The organism is Singulisphaera sp. GP187 (genome assembly GCF_900129635.1).
Lineage (GTDB): Bacteria > Planctomycetota > Planctomycetia > Isosphaerales > Isosphaeraceae > Singulisphaera.
The window spans coordinates 4,010,990-4,031,062 of sequence record NZ_FSRB01000001.1; the positions used below are offsets into that span (position 1 = coordinate 4,010,990).

Below are 20,073 nucleotides of genomic sequence, written 5' to 3' on the forward strand. Positions count from 1 at the left end.
TCGGAGATCTCGACCGAACCCGAGCGTCTGATCCCGTGATGTGGCGATGCGCTCAAGCGTGGCGGAACCGCGAAGGGCGCGGGTGCGTGGCGTGTAACGGCTGCCGCAGATGCGATGACTGGCGGGGATGCAGCGGCTGGCGGAACCGCGACGACTGCCGCCGCGGGGTTGCCAGCAAGGCATCAGCATAAGAAACACCTTGACCATCGCCCAGCTTGATGGCGATCACCTGAGAATCGGGGGTGTCATCCCCCTGATTCGGGCCCATCTGATTCCGAAGGAAACGCAGAGGCCGACGCATGTCCTTCGGCGTCATTTCAGGAGACCATCCATTGACCCCCTGGTCGGGCTGCTGCGCCACCGTGGTATCGTAGGGGGTGATCGGAGGGAGGTAACTGTTGCCAAAGTTGATCAGCAATCCGAAGGCGCCATTCTCACCGGGGCCGGACTTCGCCGCCTTGGCGACCAGGTAGTAGGTCTCGCCCGGGACAACGTTGTTCACCGTGAAGGAGATGGTCGCCCCGTAGAGGCCAGTGCCAGTAACCGTGCCGAGGGTCTGCTGCGCACTGTTGACGACGCTCAGCCGGGGCGTGAGCGAGCTGAGGAGCGACGACTGCATCGTCACCGTCATCGTCCCGGTCGTCGTGCTGGGCACGGTCACCTTGTAATACTCAGGGTTGGCAAGTTTCGTCACGTACCCAAAGGCATAGGACACCCGGCCTTGCGGATCGATCAGCGAGGACAGGTCGATGGCGGAGGAAAGCCCCACGTTGTTGGGAGTCGCGTCGGCCGGCACCGGTCCGTAGAGGTATTGAATTCCCGAGGTGTCATCCGACTGCAGGGTTTGCTTCATCCCGTTATAATAAGAGTACATGTCGGCAGTGGCGATCGCCGAGTGGCCCATGCCCAGCGAGTGGCCGATTTCGTGAATGGCGACCGACAAGAGGTCGTAGTCATTGTTGATCTTCCACAACTGGGAGGTGTTCATCACGATGTCGCCGGCATCGGGACCACCATTGATCGGGGGCGGCAGCAGAGCATAGCCCAGGTAGCCCATGCTCATCGGAGTGCCGCCGATCCGGATGTCGCCGTAGCGGGGATCATTTTGCTGATTGCCCACTCCACCGACCGGATCGCCCGAGTCGGGGACTTCGACGATGTTGAAGCCTGCGACCTGCTGCCAGATGGCGGCCGCTTTGCGAAACTGGTCCTGCCACGTGGTGGTGGGAGCGATGGCGTTGAGCGACTGGAACAGGTTACTGGGCACCCCACCGATGCTTGTGCCGTCGGGCATGAAGCTGTAGGTGATCCGAATGGGGTAGTACCAGTGTCCGCCGTTGGCGGTGGAGAGCAGTTTCCGATCTTCGAGGCCTTCAACAGCGGGGCAGAGTGTCCGAGCACGGGCACGGTCTCGGTCTCGGTCTCGAATCCGACGTACAGCGTCGCGGCATCGGGCGGTGATGCGATTCATCATAAACTCCTTGGTGCGTCGAACCTTGAGGTCCGAGGCCTCGGACTGAATTCAGTCCATGTTCGGCCTTTGACGACCGATCCTTGAGGCGCTCACCGAAATCTTCCCTACGTGTCGGAACCACTCTTCCGCCACAAGAAGAGTATTACCTATTCCGATCGCCGCGGAACGTCCGCGATCCGATCGGGGAGCCTCGATCGCCACCAGCCGGTCATCATGAATCGGTCGACTTCGAGATCACTCCCTAAACTCAGTTGCAATTTCCCTCGTCAACCGGGCAGGAATTCTCTGCCTTTTCCCTCAGCTCGCATGAAAAAACGAACGGTGTGTCAGGAAAAGCTCAGTGTTTGCTCACCACGCCCAAACATTCCGCCGACTTCTACTTAGTAAACTTTTCGGACGAGGCAATCGGTCATCAGGGTATCTGGCCCTCGGAGGGTCCTTGTAAGATGCGTCGTCGTCGGGTGATAGTGACAACTATCGGGACGCGACTAAGGACCCCCGATGAATCAGACCCCTAGCCTGCGCACTGTCAAGCCGGTGCAACCTCTTCAAGTCTGAGGGGCAAGGCGATGGACGTGACCAACGAGAACCTCGGCCACTTGATCGACCAGGCCAAAGCGGGCGACCAGGACGCGATCCAGAGCCTGCAACGCTTTGAAAACGACATCCGGATGATGGTTCGTGTCCGATTGCCCCGGCCGCTCCGGTCCCAGTTTGATTCGATGGATTTTGTCCAGGATGTCTGGCATAGCTTTTTCCGAATTTTCAATCACGATCCGGAGCGGTTCGCGCAGGTCCGCGACCTCCGCGGTTATCTCGCGGGAGTGGCACGAAACAAGGTCGTTGAAGAATACCGGCGACGCTCGCTGACCCAGAAGTACGACGTGGAGCGCGAGGAACCGCTCTACATCCGTCGGGGAAATCGCGACATCCCGCGGGAACTCATTGCCTCAGACCCCACGCCCAGCCAGGATGCCCAAGCCAGGGAGCGGCTCGACCAACTCCTCGAAGGGCGAAGCCCCCGCGAGGCGGAGGTCATCGAGCTTCGGCGTCAGGGCCTGACGTTCGAGGAAATCGCCGCGCAAACCGGGTTGCATGAACGCACCGTGCGCCGGGTCATCGAAACGATCCGTCGACGCATGGATGCTCGCAAGGACCCATGATTGCACAAAGGGGTTCGTTGCCAGGCAAGCCGGGAGACTCGACGGATCTGCCCGCACCTCGGTTCGCGGAGTGGCCCCGGAGAGGGTCGAGGCGCGTCACGCAAGCAGGTCATCGCACGGTTTGGGCCGGAAACGCGGCCGATCGAGCCTTCAATCAAGAGGATCTGAGAGGGACCTGCTCCTCGTTGAGCTTGCGATATCCCAAACCCTGTAACACCTCAAGCACTTCACTCCAGGTTGGGAACATTCGCCCACTCTTTTGCTGATAGTCCTCAATCGCCTCCCGGAATTCTTGCTCGGCGCTCCCGGATGACTCGGCCGAACCCGGACGACGCCCACTTGCCTGCGCTCGGGCCGATGCTAACCGACTCGGCAGGTCGCGGGAGCCAACACGGCGATCGGTTGCGGAAGACGTCCCCTCCTGGCCATTTTTCCGCTCACCCGAAGCCAAGGGCAAGGCTTGGCGGCGACTCGATTGAAGTCCGGACATCATGCACCCCCCTTGACGCTGCACCCTGCGGTGCGAGTTCCCCCAGCCCGTTCCGAAGAACGGGGGCTCTTCCCCGAAGAACCAAGCAAATGGTCCACCCGGTTGGCATTATGGGCAAGATAGACAACTTACGGCAACCGGATTCCCCAATTTCTTGCGTAAATCATCCAGGGAAACCGCCGAGGGAGGCGAACTGAATGCGTGGATGGAAGATGGAGGGCTATCTCAATTCCGTGGGGCCGAGAACGGCACCGACCCATCCGAGTCCGGGAACATGGCTGACTTGGGAGGGCTTGGCGGCCGAATCCAGCCGTTCCCATTCGGCGTCGGACCAGATCCGAACTTCGCAGAGGGTGTCGCCCACGATGCAGTAGACGGGCGTAGTCGACGATTTAGCGGGACGGCTCTGCTTACGTTGAGGGGGGAGATTACTGGGGATTATCATCGTGGTTTAGCTTCCCGATAAGGCACGCCGTTGTGCCGTCAACAGTCGTTGACGATTGACGTCACGACAGCAAAGGATCGCGGATTTTATAAGACTTAAGCGTGATCGCCGATCGGTCTATGTTCATTATCGCCATAAACCGATTTCTTGTTAACACATTTCGGCGGCAGATCAACGAAATTTAGAACGGTTTCCCTGTTTTGTCCAGTCGGACCTCGCGGCCGGCGATCGTTCCGCGAAGAATCAGGTTTTGCTCGCGGAATGGAGAGCCGGATCGGAGTATAATCGAGGCTCGATCTCCATGCATTGGTGTTGATTCCGGCTTGGCAAAATGAGAGGGAGACGGCCCGATGACGGCGTCGAGCAAGATCGCGAGCTATCAGTCGTATCGGGGCGTGCCGAGTCTGGCGGGCCTGGCGACCATGACCGAGGCGACTCGCCCCGGACTTGGGATCGAGGCCTGCGTCACCCGTCTCAAGCGGTTTCACTATGCGTTCCGGCGGCTCCACGAGATTTTCACCGCCTGGATCACCGCCGAACCAATTTACGAGATCAAGACGGCGTTCTCGCTCCACGCGTATCTCTGCTCCGAGCATGTTTTGGCTCTCCGCACCCGGGTGGGCGAAATGCGTGAGCCCCCGCTGGGCCTGGAAGTCGTGCCTGATCCGGCCTTAGAGCTGCTTTTCAATGAAATTTTCGCCGCTCCCACGACTGGGGAACGGCTGGTGGGGCTCTACGAAAAGGCCCTGCCCGCGCTCGACGCGGCCCTGGCGCGGCACATGGCTGACACGAACCCGCTCACCGATGCTCCCTCGGTGCGCGTCTGCCGCTTCGCCCGGCTCGAGTTGGCGGACATGATCGATTTCGGCGTGCGGAGCCTCGCCTGCCTCGTCGACGACGAGGCACGACGGGCCATGGAGCCCTGGTCGCGATTGCTCGACGATTGTCTGGCCGTCAGCGGAGGGGTCGACGGATCCGCGCCCGCGCGGCCTGCGGGCCAAGCGATCGCGCCACTTCACTCGGCGACCCCCTATGTCTACGACCCGGTCCCCCGCCGCGACGAGCGGTTTCAGGACCTCTACAACCAGGGAGTCAACCCCGAGGCGTTCCTCTACGACCCGGCGTTCGACCCGCGGTCCAAGACGCTGATGATGCTCTTCAAGCGGCTCCGCGAGATCGACGTGCCGGAAATGATGGCGAGCATTATCCACGAAACCAAGGGGAAACCCTGGAATTACTACCGCGACATGAGTCGCCAACTCTGGGACGAAGCGCGACACGCCATGATGGGCGAGGTGGGCTTCGCCGCTCTCGGGATCGACTGGAAGGTCGCGCGAATCACGCACAACTGGTCACTTCGCCTCAATACCGAATGCACGCCGATCGAGCGGCACGCGGTGCTCTACTTCATCGAGCAAGGTCTGATGGCCAAGACCGGCAAGCGCTACGAGTGGGAGGTGGGGGTTCAGTCAGGCGACCCGCTCATCGCGACGATCCAGGACTTCGACTGGGCTGACGAGGTCCTCCACGCGTCGCTCGGCCGGGAATGGTACATCCCCGAGTTCGGCGACCGAAAGCAGGCGATCGACTACGGCGACCAGTGCTGGTCGAAGATCCTCAGCAACTGGACCACGGTCTACGACCAGGGGCTGACCCGGCACGAAAACTGGTGGCCCGAGATCTACCAACAGGCGTGCGCAACCTGGGGCATTGCCGCCGATCCCCAGGTGCTCGCCTATCGCGAAACCTACGAGACCCAGCGGGCCGACCTCAAGGCCGTGTCAGGCAGTGGATGACACGGTATATGAGGGGTGCACGATCGGATTTTTCCCGTAAGGGTGGGCACAGCCCACCATCCCGATCTCCTTGCCAAAAGGGAGGTTAAGATGGTGGGCCGTGCCCACCCTACGGAAATCGTTGAACCAACGATAGGCTTCTCGCTCACCCTTGGGGGCGAGCGAGAAGTACGACGAGGTGAGCGTAAGCTCGGATCACTTCGGGGCAGGCGCGGGGGCGGGGGCGGGGGGCGCTGGCTTCGTGCTCGGCTTGCGGTCGAGAACCTCCAGGGGCATCTCCGCGAAGAAGTCCGAGGCGCGGGAGTCGCCATTCGTGTCGACCTTGGCCACGGTGCCCTCAAGAGACGCCGCCGCCTCGTCACGGGCCTTCACCAGCAGGGGATACAGCGTGGTGTTGACCTCTTGCTGGCGGGGGCCGTTGGCAACTCCGAACCGCAGGTTGTTCGCACTCATGAACGTCAAGAGCTCGGACAGCGTGACCTCGGGACGCGACTCGACCCCGGCCAGAAGGACGTTGATCGCCGGAGTCTGCAGCATTCGGGTCAGCCCGAAGAGGGCCTTGAGATAGCGCTCGGCTTCGGTGCGCGGGCGAGTCCCCCGGGGGAGCGTCTTCTCGACCTTGTCGCGCATCGCATGGATCACCCCTTGTGCTTTCTCAAGCGTCGCGGGATCGAACTGGCCCTTCTCCTCATTCTGCGCGCGCAGTTCCGCGGCCAGTTCCTTCAGATTCGCGCGATCGGTCGCGAACGGCTCGGTTTTCAGCGACTCGGGCAGGCCCCCCTTGGTCAACTGATCGACGCTGACCGTGATCGCCGCCGACGCATACTGAAACGGAATGTCCCGAATCAGCGTGCCGGGCACCTTGACGCTCGTGGCCTTCAGGCTTCGGAAGTAGACGCGCGGGTCCAACACCTCGTCCAGCGCCACGTTCAACGCGTCGCCTCGCTGGATGTCGCGTGGCTCGGGGTTGTCCCTCAGTCGGCGGGCCACCGCTTCGCGGGCCTGGTTAATCCCTTGACGCTGGCGGGCGAGCCGTTCGTGATAGCGGCGATTGGCCTCTTGCTGCGACTCCCAGACGTACTGGTTCCAGCGCATCGCGGTATCGGCATTGATCGAATTGGCCACGGCCGTCTGCTGGTTGTAGACGCCAGCCCCCTCGGCGAACGCCCCGAGTCCTCGGGCGACATCCCCCTGGACGGTCCCGACTCCGCCGCCCCAGCCGCCCCAGCCCCAACCACCGTAGCCACCGGGATAGTTGAATTGCGCGTTGGCCGAAGTCCCGTGCACGGCAACAACAGCCAACATGACGATTAGACGACGGACCCAGAGCATCAAAATCTCTCCCTTCGCGTACGACGAGAACCGTCTTAACTCGAGCCCGAGGGCGAGCGTCGCAAACGCAATTTCACGTGAGAGTCAACTCACGTTTCGCTACCAGCCAACCGTTTCGACCAGACGCCCGTCACCCGGTCATGGGTGCAATCCTAACCCCAGGGACGGGCAATGACAACGGTCGATCGGCCTCTTTCCGATTCGGGCCGCCCCTGCCCGGCGCAAGGCGAGGCTGCCGGCTCGGGCTGCTCCAGAATCGCCGAGCGGAGGTCAGAATCGACCGGATTCCGGAACGGAGAACTGACGTGGTCACGTCCATCCGAAAAGGTTGGGCCCGCTCCAAAGGTCCAGCCGTCAGGAAGCACGGAGGTAGCCTGGGGCCTATAATACGGACCAGGTCGTTCTCCTCACGACGACTTCATTCCCATTGCCCTTTTGACTGGAGCCCTCTCCATGGCGCTGACGCCGTCCACCATGCTACCTCTCGGGTCGAAAGCCCCCGACTTCCGCCTCCCCGATACCGCGGGAACGACCGTCGCCCTGGCGGATACCCGAGACGCAAAAGCGACCCTGATCATCTTCATGTGCAACCATTGCCCTTATGTCAAGCATGTCCGCCAGGAACTGGCGGATCTGGGGCGGGAATACCAGGCCAAAGGGGTCGCGGTGATCGGGATCAGTGCGAATGATGTGGTCTCCCACCCGGACGACGGGCCCGAGATGATGGCGCGAGAGAAGGAAGAGGCGGGCTACACCTTTCCCTACCTCTACGACGAGAGCCAGGCTGTGGCCCTGGCCTACCAGGCGGCCTGCACCCCGGACTTCTTCGTCTTCGACCGCGATCAGTCGCTGGTCTATCGCGGTCAATTGGACGAGAGTCGGCCAGGCAATGGCGTTCCCGTGACCGGCAAGGATCTCCGAGCAGCGCTCGACGCCGTGCTCGCGGGCCAACCGGTTGCGCAAGCCCAGAAGCCGAGCCTCGGCTGCAACATCAAGTGGAAACCCGGAAACGAGCCGAGCTACTGAGCACCGGCCTCGGGCCGTTGGCCGGGCCGGTTGGTGGATTCCATCTCGATCAGCCGCTCGATCGGCGCGATCACGAGGACCATGTCCCCCGGTTCGAACACGATCTCGTGCCCTGGGTTCACGTTCGCGCCGGCCGTTCCGTGATGCATGACGACGTTGACCTTGGAATCGGCCTGGACGTCACCGACCGTCCGGCCGACCAGGTTGCCGGTTGGACAGATCGTCAGGTCGATCAGGTGGAGCGGCTGGTCGGCGAGTTGGAACCGCTGATAGACCTTGCGTCCGGTGGCCGCGGCGATAAACGCCGTGGCCGAGACCTGGGCGGTCGAGATCGCCGGCAGGGAAAAGGCACCGGCGATCTTTGCCGCCAGCGATTCATCGAACAAGCGTAAAACGATCTTGGCCCCGGGATTCAAATCCTTGGCCGTCAGGCCGGCATCGAGGTTGGTCAGGTCGTCGCTGGTCGAGAGGATGACCGCCCGCGCATGGCCAATCCCGGCCAACTCGAGCGTCTTCGCGTTCCGGCCGTCGCCCCGGATCACGGGCACTCCCAGGTCGATGATCTCATCGATCAGAGCCGAGTCGCTCCCAATCCGCTCGATCACGACCACCGGCTCGCGGAGCGCCAGGATTCCTTGGGTGATCTGGAACCCGACCTTACCCAGCCCGACAACGATCATATGGTTGCGGTACAACGAGGCCATCATGCGCTGCCACTCCGGTAGCTGGCTTTTCTTGGTGAACGCGAGGTAGCCCAGTCGAATGAGCGAGTCGACCACCGCCCCCAGGCCCACGATCGGCAACAGGAAGAACAGGGGCTGCAAATACCACTCATCGGGAAAGTCGAGGTAGGGCTCGAGAAAGATGAGCAGGAAAACACTATAACACCCCTCCACATAGGTCAGGGGCCGATGGTGATAGCACTGACGGAGCACCAGGCCGCCGACCAGGACGAGTGACCAGAAGATCCCCAACGACCAGCGGAACTCCCAGAGCAAGTAGCGCAAATAGCGGGCGTAAATCGCCAGACGAATCGGGGCCCGCATCCGTCCCGGGCCGGACCTGACGTTCGTGAGCCACTTCATCGAGTCACCCACCATCGCGCCTGGCGAAAGGCGGCGACAATCCGATCCGATCGCGTCCATCGCGAAGTCAACGGGCAAGGGAAGCACATGGGGAGGAACCTGGCCGAAGATTGGAGTGGCGGATCATGCCGGTTGGAAGCGAACGTCCGAAGCCGTTCGAGCGTAATCGGACGATCGCCCCATCGCCACTGGGCACTCCCCGACGAACGGAACAAGCGACGACGACCTTGATCGACATCAACTCGTTGGGATCAGCCGAACCCCAGGGGCCCGGCAGGAAAAATGGCAAGACTCCCGCCTACGAGAGCTTGACCCCATTCGAGCGATTGGGGATCGTCGAAGGGCGCGATCCCCCCGCGACGTTGGCAAAAAACGCAACGCAACCGCCGAGCGATCACGAGCGATGACCGCACTCTCTCCTCAACCGGGCCGCGAAGCAGACCCTGCAATGGCGGGCGGAACCAGCCCCGCGTCGCGAACCGGCAAGTCACCCCGTGGCTGGCGCGGGGTGCTGATCCGTACTCTGGCGGTGTTGATCGGCCTTGCGCCGTTCGCCGCGAGCGAAGCGGTCCTGCGCGTCTTCGACTGGCAGCGTCCTGCCCTGCACGACGATCCGTTCGTGGGTTTCAGCTCCGTCTACCCACTGTTCGTCCTCAATCGTGACCGGACGCGCTACGAAATTCCCCCCGCGCACGACCGGTTCTTCTGCCCCGAGTCGTTCGATGCGGTCAAGCCTCGCGGTGAGTTTCGGATTTTCTGTTTAGGGGGGTCGACCGTGCAAGGTCGGCCGTTCGCGAAGGAGACCTCGTACACCACCTGGCTCGAACTCAGCCTCCGGGCCGCCGACCCGTCGCACCCCTGGAGGGTGATCAACTGCGGCGGCACCTCCTACGCCAGCTATCGACTCGCCGAGGTGTTGCGCGAGCTAGGGAGCTACCAGCCCGACCTGTTTCTCATTGATATGAGCCACAACGAGTTCCTTGAAGACAGGACATACCAGCACATCAAACATGTGTCAGATTCCGTCAGACGTCCTCTCGAATGGGTGTCCGGCCTCCGAATCTTCGGCCTGGTCCGCTCGGTCGCGACCGCGCTGGGGGGACGGCCACCTGTTCCGGAGAAAGCGATTCTCGGCCCCGCGGTCGAGGCCAAGCTCGATTATTTCGGCGGGCTTGAGACCTACCATCACGACGCAGACTGGCGGCGCGACGTGATCGACCACTTCGAGTTCAACCTCCGGCGGATGGTCCGGATGGCTCAGGAGGCGCGGGTGCCCGTGATCCTCATCAACCCCGTGTATAACCTCGATACCCCGCCCTTCAAGTCGGAACATCGGCCGGGTCTGTCGAACGAGGATCGGCGGCAGTTCGAGGCGCACTGGGACGAGGCCCGCCAGGCGTATGGCAAGAGCCTGCCCAACGCGATCGAGCGGCTCCGCGAGGCGATCGCGATCGACAACCAGCACGCGGGAATCCACTACGCGCTCGCGAAATGCTATCAGCAGTGGGACCAAACCGAGGAAGCGCGCCAGTCGTTCATCGACGCCAAGGAGACGGACGTCTGCCCGTTACGGATGCTCGAGCCGATGAGACAGGCGATGTTCGACGTCGGCCGCGCCACGGGAACTCCCGTGATCGACCTCGTCACGATCTTCTCGGCGCGAAGCCGGGGAGGCATTCTCGGCGACGATTGGCTCGTCGACCATGTGCATCCTTCGATCCAAGGCCACCAACTCGTCGCGAGCGTGCTGGTGAACGAGATGGCCCGGGAGCGCTTCCTCCGCCCCGCACCCGGCTGGGAGGCCGAGCGCGACCGGCGTTACCAAGAGCAAACCGACTCGCTCGACGAGTTCTACTTCCTCAAGGGACAGAAGCAGCTTGGGAACCTACGGCTCTGGGCCCAAGGTCGAGGCGACCGGGTCCGCCCCCTCTCGAAACCCAAAAAACCAAATCCGCAAGGTGCTTCCAGCCTGGTCCCGGACGGTCGTGAAGCACCTCCGGAACAGCCAGCCGGTTTGTAAGAGCGGCAGGGCCCTCGGCCCGCAACAAGCCGCTCGGTTTCGTTAGAACGAGTCGAGAGCCTTTGATTCTTCGTCGTAAATCTCGAAGATCCGGTCGAACCGAGTGATCTTGAAAACTTGCGCCAGGTCGGGGGCAATACAGCAGAGCTTGAGCCGGCCCTCGGCGGCCGTCACTCGGCGTGCGAACTTGAGGAGGACGGCGAGCATGGTGCTCGACATCAGGCGAACCTCGCGGAAGTTGAGCAGCACATCCGCCTGCCCAAGTCCTCCGATCAATTCTTGCAGTTGTTCGTCCACTTCACCGATAACCTCTTCGTTGAGGATTTCGGCATCCGCAAAATTCGCGATGGTCACCCCGTGAATTGTCTCCACAAGGACGCGGGGATAAGCAGTTCTCGTCATCGTTCCAATTCCAAATAAATGAGAAACTTGGTTCCGCCTGTTCTTCCTGCGCTCGGCTCGCTCGCGCGGATTGAACAACGAGGGGGAAGGAGTGACCCGATCGGAATCCTCCGGCATCGGGCGTCCCCTCTTTTGGCGTGAAACATCGGCCGGGCATTCAGGCCCTCGGCGAAAGGGCATTACCCGGCCTCTGTTGTTCAAACGCGACACCACAACTCGACCACTCGCACGCGGCCACCGGGTATCTCGCGATCGATTCGATCGTCTTCTTGACAGTCGGGACATCGCCGCGTCGTGCGACATCCGTAATTAGTGTACGGACTCAGTCAACTCCATCGACGATTGAGACCGGTTACATAATCCGTCGTACCGGAATCCTCATCGCTTGAGTCAAGACGGTCATTGGGATGCCAGCCGATCGCCGTCGTGTTGGTTCGCGACGGTACAGCCATGCCCTCACTCTTCGGCGGTGCGGGATAAACGTGGGCCTGGTGCGTCACCTCCCAGAGGCCCGGCCAGCCCCGAGGGTCACTGCGTTCGACGGCGTTGATCAACTTCTCGACCACCGACCAACGGCCCCAATCCACCGCGACCGAGAGTCGAGGGATCCCGTGGGTGTGGGTTTCCATGCTCTCGGGCCCGAAACCGAGCCGGCTCAGCCAATTTCGAGCGCGGAGCAACGACTCATTATTGGCGAAATAGTGCGTGTAATACATGGGACTTGTTCTCCTTTTTTTTCTGATCAGGATGGGAAAGGAGCGCTGGGGAATCAGCCCAGAACAGTGGGGGAAGGGGGGATCAGCGGTTATCGTCCCGGGAGAGCGGGAGCCGGGCCGGGGCATGACGGTCGGGAAACCAAGGACGCTGTCCGTGGCGACGACGCATCGCCGCCCCACCGACCAGGTCAGTCCTTGACGATCACCGAACGGGCCCGCCGATCACGACGAGGGGGGGCTGAACTCAACAGCGGAGAGGAATTCGGTGGCAGGGGGTCCAAACCGCCTTGGTCTGCGAAACGGTGAACGACGACCAAGGCGCATTGCCGACAACATGTGACGAAGTCAGCGGGGGGCGAAAGGCAACCAAGTGACCAGCCGAGTCATCGTCATCTTCCCCATCCCAGAGGCAGAGACCAAGACCCGCTTGATCGAGAGCTCCATTCGGAAGCCGGCCGTCGGACCGTCGCAGCCGCGTCGAGTGCGACAGCGTCGAAACCACGGTCTGAGGTGAGTTCGCCGAATCGGAACCCTGATCCCGCACTCCCAGCACAGGGAGCAAGAGTGACCAGAAGAGAAGGATTCCGACGCTTTTCATCGGCAGGCCCACCACCTTCGCCTCGCAATCCTTTGCGAGTGGTTTTCACAATATTCATTCTATCGAACTCGTCAAGCCAAAAGCGATCCCCGGGCACGCCCCCTGAGATCACTTCCGCCAGCGCTTTTCCCGAAAGCACACCAGGAAAACGGGTGGAAATGGCCCATTTCTCCCCCACTCGCCCCCCTGCCCGAAAGAATTCCCACTAAAGTGCCCCGTTCTCGCGATGGCCGCGCCAGCGTGCTGCATAATGGTGCATCGGTGGTCGCGATCGCTGAAGAAGCACACCTTGTCCTACCTCATGGCGTCGACGTCCGGTTGCCGCTGCGCCCCCTCGTTGGAATCGTCGCAACCGACAGATTCCAAGAGGACCATGCGTAATCCAAAGCATACCGGAAGCCGGTCCGCACGATCACTCGATCGCACTTGATTGACCACTCTGGTTGATCCCCTTGTGCTCCCGGCAACCGGCGCTCGTCCGAGCGACCCGTTGACTATGACTGCATGGGTGATAGCATTGAAAGGTCAACCCAGGTTCTCAAAAGATCGGTGAGACGGGCTCTTACGGGGGTCAGGGCCCGTCTTGTTGAGCCTCTTGGCCGAGCGATTTCGAGGTTTGTGCGGCCTATTCCGTTTTTGCTTCGCTTCATCCAAGGTGGATCCAGGGACTTGTAACCATGTCGCTTTTCAGTCCGCGCCGGAAACTTTGGGGTGTGGGGCGTTCGTCGGGTCAAAAGAGGCGAACGCACCGCCTGAGCCAATATGGGCTTGGGCTCGAAGCCTTGGAGAGCCGTTTGGCCCCCGCCACGAGCATATGGAACGGTGCCGTCGATGGACTCTGGTCCACGGCCGGCAATTGGGACACTCCGCCGACGGCCGGCAGCGACCTGGTCTTCCCCAACGGTGCCGGGCATCTTGCCAACACCAACGACCTGGCGGTGGGAACCTCCTTCGCTTCGTTCACGGTCTCCGGCGGTGGCTATGCGATCGGTGGAGCTGCGATCAACCTGGCCGGGCTCCTCGACGCCTCGCACACGTCGGGAACCGACACGATCAATCTCCCGATCAATTTCACGGGGTCGACGACGGTCGAGGTCGATCAGGCGGGTGCCGTCCTGGTTTTGGGCGGGGTCCTCACTACGGAGGGCCTGAACAAGACGGGCGCGGGGGAACTCAACCTGACCGCCGCCAATCCGTACACCGGAAATACCACCGTCGCGGGTGGCGTGCTGGTGGTCGACGGCCCGCAGGGCGGCAGCCCTGTTGTCGTGAATGCCGGGGCGTCGCTCCGCGGTTCGGGAACGGTGGGTGCCATCACAGCGGTGTCAGGAACGGTGCGTCCCGGGAACGCAGGCCCCGCGATCCTGACGAGCCATGGCAACCTGACGCTCGATGCCGCATCGACGTATGCCGTGGCCCTGAACGGCACGACCGCGGGGACAGATTATAGCCAGTTGGGGGTCAACGGCCAGATCTCGCTTGGAAACGCCACGCTTCAAACGACGCTTGGGTACACGCCGGCCGGCCACGACCAGCTCCTCATCCTCAATAATACGGGCGCCGCGGCGATCAATGGCACGTTCGCGGGACTTCCCCAGGGGGCCACGGTCGTGGTCGCCAACGAGGCGTTCCAGATCAGCTATACCGGCGGCGACGGCAACGACGTCGTTCTGACCCACCTGCTCGGCAGTACGACGACCGTGACGGCCGCCCCCAACTCGACCGTCTTCGGCCAGACAGTCCTCTTGACGGCGACCGTCGCCGCCTCGGCTCCCGGCCAACCCAACTCCCCCACGGGGACGGTCGAGTTCTTCAGCGGCACCACCTCGCTGGGCACCGCCACCCTGAACGCGGGGACCGCCATCCTGTCCACGTTCGCCCTGCCCACGGGGACCGACACGGTCACCGCAAAATACAAAGGGGACGCGGACTTCGGGCCGAGCACCTCACCGGGCTTCACGGTGACGGTCGCCCAAGCGAGCACGGTCACGTCGCTCTCCGTCACGCCCACCACGGCAGTGATCGGCCAGTCGGTGACGCTGACGTCGACGGTCGCCGCGGCCAGCCCCGGCTCCGGAACACCCACGGGGACGGTCGAGTTCTTCAGCGGCACCACCTCGCTGGGCACCGCCACCCTGAACAACGGCGTGGCCACCTTCTCGACCACGAACCTACCGCTGGGCAATGACTCGATCACGGCCAAATACCTGGGATCGACCGACTACGCGGCGAACACCTCGGCGCCCGTGATCGCCACGGTCAGCCAGGCGAGTACAATCACCACGCTCACAACGGCGCCCAACCCCTCAAGCGTGGGCCAGCCGACGCTCCTGACGGCGACGATCGCGGCGGTCAGCCCCGGAACAGGGCTTCCGACCGGGACGGTCGAGTTCTTCAACGGCACCACCTCATTGGGGACCGGCACCCTAAGCAACGGCGTGGCCACGCTGAGCACCAGCGTCCTCCCGCTCGGCACCAGTACGCTCACGGCTCGCTACCTGGGGGACGCCAACTACATCGCGAGCACCTCCGCGGCCAAGAGCCAGACCGTCAGCCCGGCGACCACGACAACGCTGAACGCCAACCCGACTTCGGTCGCCTTCGGGGCCACCGTCACCCTGACGGCCACGGTGGCGCCGGTGAGTGGCACGGGAACCCTCACCGGCAACGTCATCTTCATGAGCGGCACAACTCCGCTGGGAACAGCCGCGGTGATCGGCGGGGTCGCGACCCTGAAGACCAACACCATCCCCGGAGGCAGCAACGCGATCACGGCCCAGTACCAGGGCGATACCAACTTCGGCGGCAGCACCTCGACGGCCGTCAACGTCACTGTGGCTAAGGTGAACACGACCTCGACGCTCAAGGTCTCTCCCCTCAACTCGGGCCTGGGTAATCCGGTCACGCTGACCGCCACGATCACCTCGACCAGCACCAGCACAGTGAAACCGTCCGGCACCGTCCGGTTCCTCGACGGTGCCGTCTTGCTTGGCACGGCCACCGTGGATAGCAATGGCATCGCGACGCTGACCTCCTCCTCCCTGACGCTCGGATCGCACTCGATCACGGCTCAGTACGAGGGGGACGGCAACTTCAACTCCAGCATCTCGCCGGCGGTCACCCAGAATGTCGGCCAGCTCACCACGACAACGCTGTCCGTCAATCCCAACGCGTCCGTCTTCGGGCAAGCGGTGGTCCTGACGAGCACCATCACGAGCACCGCTGCGGGGACACCCACGGGGACGGTCGAGTTCTTCAGCGGCACCACCTCGCTGGGCACCGCCACCCTGAACAACGGCGTGGCCACGTTGACGACCACCGCGCTCCCGACCGGAGTCAACAGCGCGATCACGGCCGTCTACAGCGGGGACCCCACGTTCGGCACCAGCACCTCGACGGCCCGCACCGTGACGGTGACCAAGGCCGACACGACCATCGCGGTCGCGGTGAAACCCAATCCCGCCGGGTTCGGCCAGCAATGGACGCTGACGGCCAACATCGTCGCGGCCAGCCCTGGTTCGGGAACCCCCACGGGCACCGTACAGTTCTACAGCAACGGGATCGCGATCGGTAGCGTCGTCAATGTGGTCAACGGCGTCGCCACCCTCTTGACCTCGGCAACGCCGCAGGGAGCCAGCACGATCACCGCCCGCTACTCGGGTGACGCCAACTTCCTGACCCGGGACGCGGCGACAACGGCGTCGGTGACTCAGTCGAACTCAACGGTCGACTTGAGCTCGTCGGACCTCAATCCGAGCGCACGCGAAGCGATCACGCTGACGGCGCGGGTCGCCGCCTCGAATGGCGGCACGATTGCCCCCACCGGCACGGTCCGGTTCTTCTCCAACGGCGTCTTGATCGGCTCGGGCACCCTGACCAACGGCGTGGCAACCCTCGTCACGACGGCTCTGTCGGTGGGTGTCGACACCATCACCGCGGTCTACCAAGGCGACTCGAACTTCACCAGCTCCTCGTCGCCGGCCCTCACGGTCGTCTCCGGCACCCAGACCGAACGGTTCCTCAACCAGGTCTACATCAACTCGAACGGCCGGCCGGCAACCCTGGATGAGCTCGACTTCTACCGCACCCAACTGGCGATCGGCGTGCCGCGGCATAAGGTCGTCGCCCGAATCGTGAACAGCCCGAACGGCCAGGCCCACGCGGTGACCACCGTCTATCGCACCTTCCTCCGCCGCGAGCCGACCTTCCGCGAGGTGCTCCGCGGCCTCCAGAGCCAGAAGAAGTCCCAAGGCTTCGGCGCCGAGATCGATGTCCTCGGCTCGCACGAGTACTATCAGACGCAAGGCGGCGGAACGATCGATGGCTTCCTGACCGCCCTCTACGCCGACGTGCTGGGAACTGCGATCCCGAGCTCGGCCCAAGCCCGGCTGAGCCGAGAACTGCGGCAAGGCGTTTCGAGAGCCTCGGTCGCCAGCTCCGTGGTGCTCAGCCAACCGGGCAAATCCGCCTTCGTCACCTTCCTCTACCAGCAGTTCTTCGCCACCACCCCCACCACCCAGCAGCGGGCACGCTCGGTGGGAATCCTCAACCGAGGCGGTTTCGTCAACCAGGTGGTCACCGACCTGCTCTCCTCCAACGACTTCTATAATCAGTTCTCTAACTCCTGACCCTTCGGACTCGTCCGACAAACCAACCCCGGGGGCGGTGACGATCAACGGATCGTCACCGCCCCCGGGTCGTTTCCTCCCCCTGCCCCGATAAGCGTCACGGGTCCGCCCGGCCGCCCCCCCCTCTTCAAAGTGGCGCATGGACGTGCGAGAATCGCACTGTCCCCTTTGGGCTCTCACCGTTCCCCCTGGGCCTGGTCTTCATCCACAATGCGCAAGGACGCAGACACCTGGAGATCCTCCCTTGATGCGGCCCAAAACCGGCCGCAATCATATACATTAACAATTAGCTATTCAAAATAGACCAACACCCAATAGGCCAACTACCTAAGATCCGATCAAGCCCGTTGCGAGATACGCCATGCGATTGCCACGGACGATGATGCGTCGCGGGGTGGTGCCGATGGTCGTCGGGGCCGTCGGCATCATCATCCTCGTCGTATGGCTTGAGCCGGCACAAGCCGACGAGCCACGCGCGTTCTGCGGCAAGACGGTCGACGGATGGATCGAGGTCCTACGCCACGGATCGACCCGCAAGCGTACGGCGGCCACCCAGGCCTTGCGGTATTTCGGGCCGGAAGCCAAGAAAGCGGTCCCGGACTTGATCGACTACCTGCGGGACCGCGACGTCCGGCACGAACCCGGGGCCGTCTTCGCCCTCGGGCGAATCGGGCCGGCCGCCGCGCCAGCGGTCCCCCTCCTGATCCCAGGTTACCTGACGGAAGGGTGTAACCTCGCCAAGTCGGGTACTTTTCTCGAAGGAAATGGGGGGGCGCCCGGGGACGCCCTGGTCGGGATCGGCGCCCCGGCGGTACCGGCACTGATCGAGATCCTGAATGGGCCGAACACGGAGATGCGGCCCTGCGCGGCGTCAACCCTGGCCGACATCGGTCCCGCGGCGAAGGCCGCTGTCCCGTCGCTCATCCGTGCGCTCCAGGTGGAGAAGGCGGTTCGCGACGATCCGGAATCGAGTGCTCTGCGGCGCTGGGCCATCGTGGCCCTCGGCCGGATCGGTGCCGGCGCCGAGGAGGCAGTGCCGTCCCTGAATATATTGCTCGATCATGATCTCAAAAACATCAGCACAATCTCATTTGACGAATGGCCGATTGTGGAGGCCCTGGACCAGATCGGCGAACCTCCGGTCATCAAACTGATTGACGCATTCGTGAAAGAGGATGGCGCAGAGTGGGGTGGAGACCTCGCCCGACTCGGGCCGAGGGCCCGGGCGGCCGTCCCCACGCTCCGCAAGGCGCTCAACGACCGGCGACTCGAAGTTCGCATGGAGGCGGCCCTCGCGCTGGTCGCCATCGACCCCCCAGCGCCGGACGCAATCGCGATTCTGATCGACACGTTGGAGCATCATACCGAGGAAGCCGATCGGATCGCCGAGCCGCTCGCCCGGCTCGGCCCCGCGGCCAAGGCGGCGTTACCTGTGCTCCTCAGCCAGATCACGCAGGAGTCTGCCTGGAACGAAGCCATTGAGGCGCTGGTTCAAATCGATCCGGAGGGCAAAGTCTGTGTTCCGGCCCTGATCACGGCCTTGAAACAGGATGACCCCGAAATCGTCGGCATTGCCGCCAAAGCCCTCGGATTGCTCGGCCCCCGAGCGAAAGCGGCCATTCCGACACTCGCAACGACGTTGACCCGCAAGCTAAAGCGCCCGTTCGACGGCGAGGGAGATCCGCTCGTTGAGGCCGCGAAGGCCCTCGGCCGGATCGGCCCCGCGGCGCAAACGGCGATTCCCGCCCTGATCGAGGCCGTGAAATTTCGCCGCCTCGTCCCTGTGTTCGGAGGGCTCTTGGAAGATGAAGAGGAAATCAATTTCGAACACGCCACCGCCGCTGCTCGTGTTCTCGGCGCTTTTGAGCCGGCGGCGAAAGCGGCGGTTCCCGTCTTGATCGAGGTCCTCCAATCCCAGGAAAAGGATGATGAGAACTGGGTGCTTCGCCGTGAGGCGGCCCTCACCCTGGGCCGGATCGGACCGGAAGCCAAGGCGGCCGTCCCTGCGCTCCGGAAAGTTTTGGAGGAGCATCCCCCGCGGCCGTCACCTGACCTGGTGGTTGGCATGTACCCCCAAGTCGGGGATGCGGCGGCGGTCGCCCTCTTTTACCTGGCCCCGGACGGCGAACAGGTCGCCAAGTCCTGGGCCGATCGGTTGAACTCGCCCGAGCGACGAGCGTTCGTACTCGGGGCCGTCGGTACGGCCAGCGTCGAGGGAGAGCTCATCGCGCGAATGTGGCTGGAGTCCCTCAACGGCGTCCTCGCCCAAGGAGAACGCGAAGGTGATGAGCTTCTCTATGTCGAGGGGTACTTTGAGCGCCTCGGGAGCCTCGGTGTCGGTGCCCAACCCGCGATCCCCCGGCTCCGCGAACTTCAAAAGCATCGAAATTCGTGGATCCGCCAGTGGGCGGCCGAAACCCTCGCACAGATCGAACCGTCTGCCAAGACGCCCCTGACCTCGCCTCCGCCTTAGACCACACGAGACATGCACAATCGACAATCACTAGATTCACAGCCGAGACGTTGGTCTACCGCGGTTCACCGATGGATTACATACACATCGGTTTCATCATCGCATTGCCAATGCGCCTGCGGGGAGTATTTTGACAGGGAGATCATCCCTGGCATGGCAGCCCCGAAGCGACTGTGTTGAAAATCAGGTAACACTGGAGTCTGTCGCAAGGCAACCGGGCCGTCTGCCTGCTCCGGAGGCCGAAATTCGCGGGAAGCCGGGGGAAGACGACGCGGAGCGTCGCGGACGGCATTCCCACGCAGAGCGCTATGCATGACCCACAAGTGGGGGGTCTGGCCCGGTGTCCAGCGAGGGTCATCGGCGCAAGTGCTTGAGAGTCCTCCAGTTGTGGCATCCAGTTCGGACCGCGGCCCCCTTCCGTAACC

Annotated in this window: 12 protein-coding genes; 7 read left to right on the forward strand and 5 right to left on the reverse strand. The window is 63.0% G+C overall.

Going from position 1 to position 20,073, the window contains the following annotated elements:
- Window positions 1-52: 52 nt before the first annotated feature.
- Window positions 53-1,474 (reverse strand): matrixin family metalloprotease, encoded by a 1,422-nt coding sequence (locus BUS42_RS15590; RefSeq protein WP_254053540.1) that lies wholly within the window; start codon window positions 1,472-1,474, stop codon window positions 53-55.
- 569 nt (window positions 1,475-2,043) lie between these two features.
- Between BUS42_RS15590 and BUS42_RS15595 the strand changes: the two genes are divergently transcribed.
- A complete protein-coding gene (locus BUS42_RS15595; protein ID WP_074307735.1) occupies window positions 2,044-2,637 on the forward strand; it encodes an RNA polymerase sigma factor in 594 nt (197 codons plus the stop codon).
- 1,285 nt (window positions 2,638-3,922) lie between these two features.
- Window positions 3,923-5,368, forward strand: coding sequence for a hypothetical protein (locus tag BUS42_RS15605; protein ID WP_074307737.1), 1,446 nt, complete (start codon window positions 3,923-3,925; stop codon window positions 5,366-5,368).
- Between the two features lie 195 nt (window positions 5,369-5,563).
- Here the strand turns inward: BUS42_RS15605 and BUS42_RS15610 are convergent, their stop codons facing one another.
- The gene (locus BUS42_RS15610) at window positions 5,564-6,700 is read right to left on the reverse strand and encodes a hypothetical protein (protein WP_074307739.1); all 1,137 of its coding nucleotides are present in this window, start codon (window positions 6,698-6,700) and stop codon (window positions 5,564-5,566) included.
- 453 nt (window positions 6,701-7,153) lie between these two features.
- On the opposite strand from BUS42_RS15610, the gene BUS42_RS15615 reads away from it, so the two are divergent.
- The gene (locus tag BUS42_RS15615) at window positions 7,154-7,726 is read left to right on the forward strand and encodes a thioredoxin family protein (RefSeq protein ID WP_074307741.1); all 573 of its coding nucleotides are present in this window, start codon (window positions 7,154-7,156) and stop codon (window positions 7,724-7,726) included.
- Here the strand turns inward: BUS42_RS15615 and BUS42_RS15620 are convergent.
- Window positions 7,720-8,811, reverse strand: coding sequence for a potassium channel family protein (locus BUS42_RS15620; RefSeq protein WP_074311103.1), 1,092 nt, complete (start codon window positions 8,809-8,811; stop codon window positions 7,720-7,722). The genes BUS42_RS15615 and BUS42_RS15620 overlap by 7 nt on opposite strands.
- A gap of 125 nt (window positions 8,812-8,936) precedes the next feature.
- Here BUS42_RS15620 and BUS42_RS15625 point away from each other — a divergent pair, with 125 nt between their 5' ends.
- Together BUS42_RS15625 and BUS42_RS15630 are read left to right on the forward strand one after the other, a co-directional pair.
- The gene (locus tag BUS42_RS15625; protein ID WP_074307743.1) at window positions 8,937-9,218 is read left to right on the forward strand and encodes a hypothetical protein; all 282 of its coding nucleotides are present in this window, start codon (window positions 8,937-8,939) and stop codon (window positions 9,216-9,218) included.
- Window positions 9,215-10,831, forward strand: a complete 1,617-nt coding sequence (locus BUS42_RS15630; protein ID WP_159452232.1) for a tetratricopeptide repeat protein — start codon at window positions 9,215-9,217, stop codon at window positions 10,829-10,831. The genes BUS42_RS15625 and BUS42_RS15630 overlap by 4 nt, the downstream gene beginning before the upstream one ends.
- 42 nt (window positions 10,832-10,873) lie before the next feature.
- On the opposite strand, the gene BUS42_RS15635 is transcribed toward BUS42_RS15630, so the two are convergent.
- Window positions 10,874-11,233, reverse strand: a complete 360-nt coding sequence (locus BUS42_RS15635) for an STAS domain-containing protein (protein ID WP_074307745.1) — start codon at window positions 11,231-11,233, stop codon at window positions 10,874-10,876.
- A 326-nt stretch (window positions 11,234-11,559) separates the two neighbouring features.
- Window positions 11,560-11,949, reverse strand: coding sequence for a hypothetical protein (locus tag BUS42_RS15640; RefSeq protein WP_254053541.1), 390 nt, complete (start codon window positions 11,947-11,949; stop codon window positions 11,560-11,562).
- 1,392 nt (window positions 11,950-13,341) lie between these two features.
- On the opposite strand from BUS42_RS15640, the gene BUS42_RS15650 reads away from it, so the two are divergent.
- The gene (locus BUS42_RS15650) at window positions 13,342-17,175 is read left to right on the forward strand and encodes a beta strand repeat-containing protein (protein WP_074307747.1); all 3,834 of its coding nucleotides are present in this window, start codon (window positions 13,342-13,344) and stop codon (window positions 17,173-17,175) included.
- 361 nt (window positions 17,176-17,536) lie between these two features.
- Entirely contained in the window at window positions 17,537-19,648 is a 2,112-nt protein-coding gene (locus BUS42_RS15655; protein ID WP_074307749.1) for a HEAT repeat domain-containing protein, read from the forward strand.
- Window positions 19,649-20,073 lie beyond the last annotated feature (425 nt).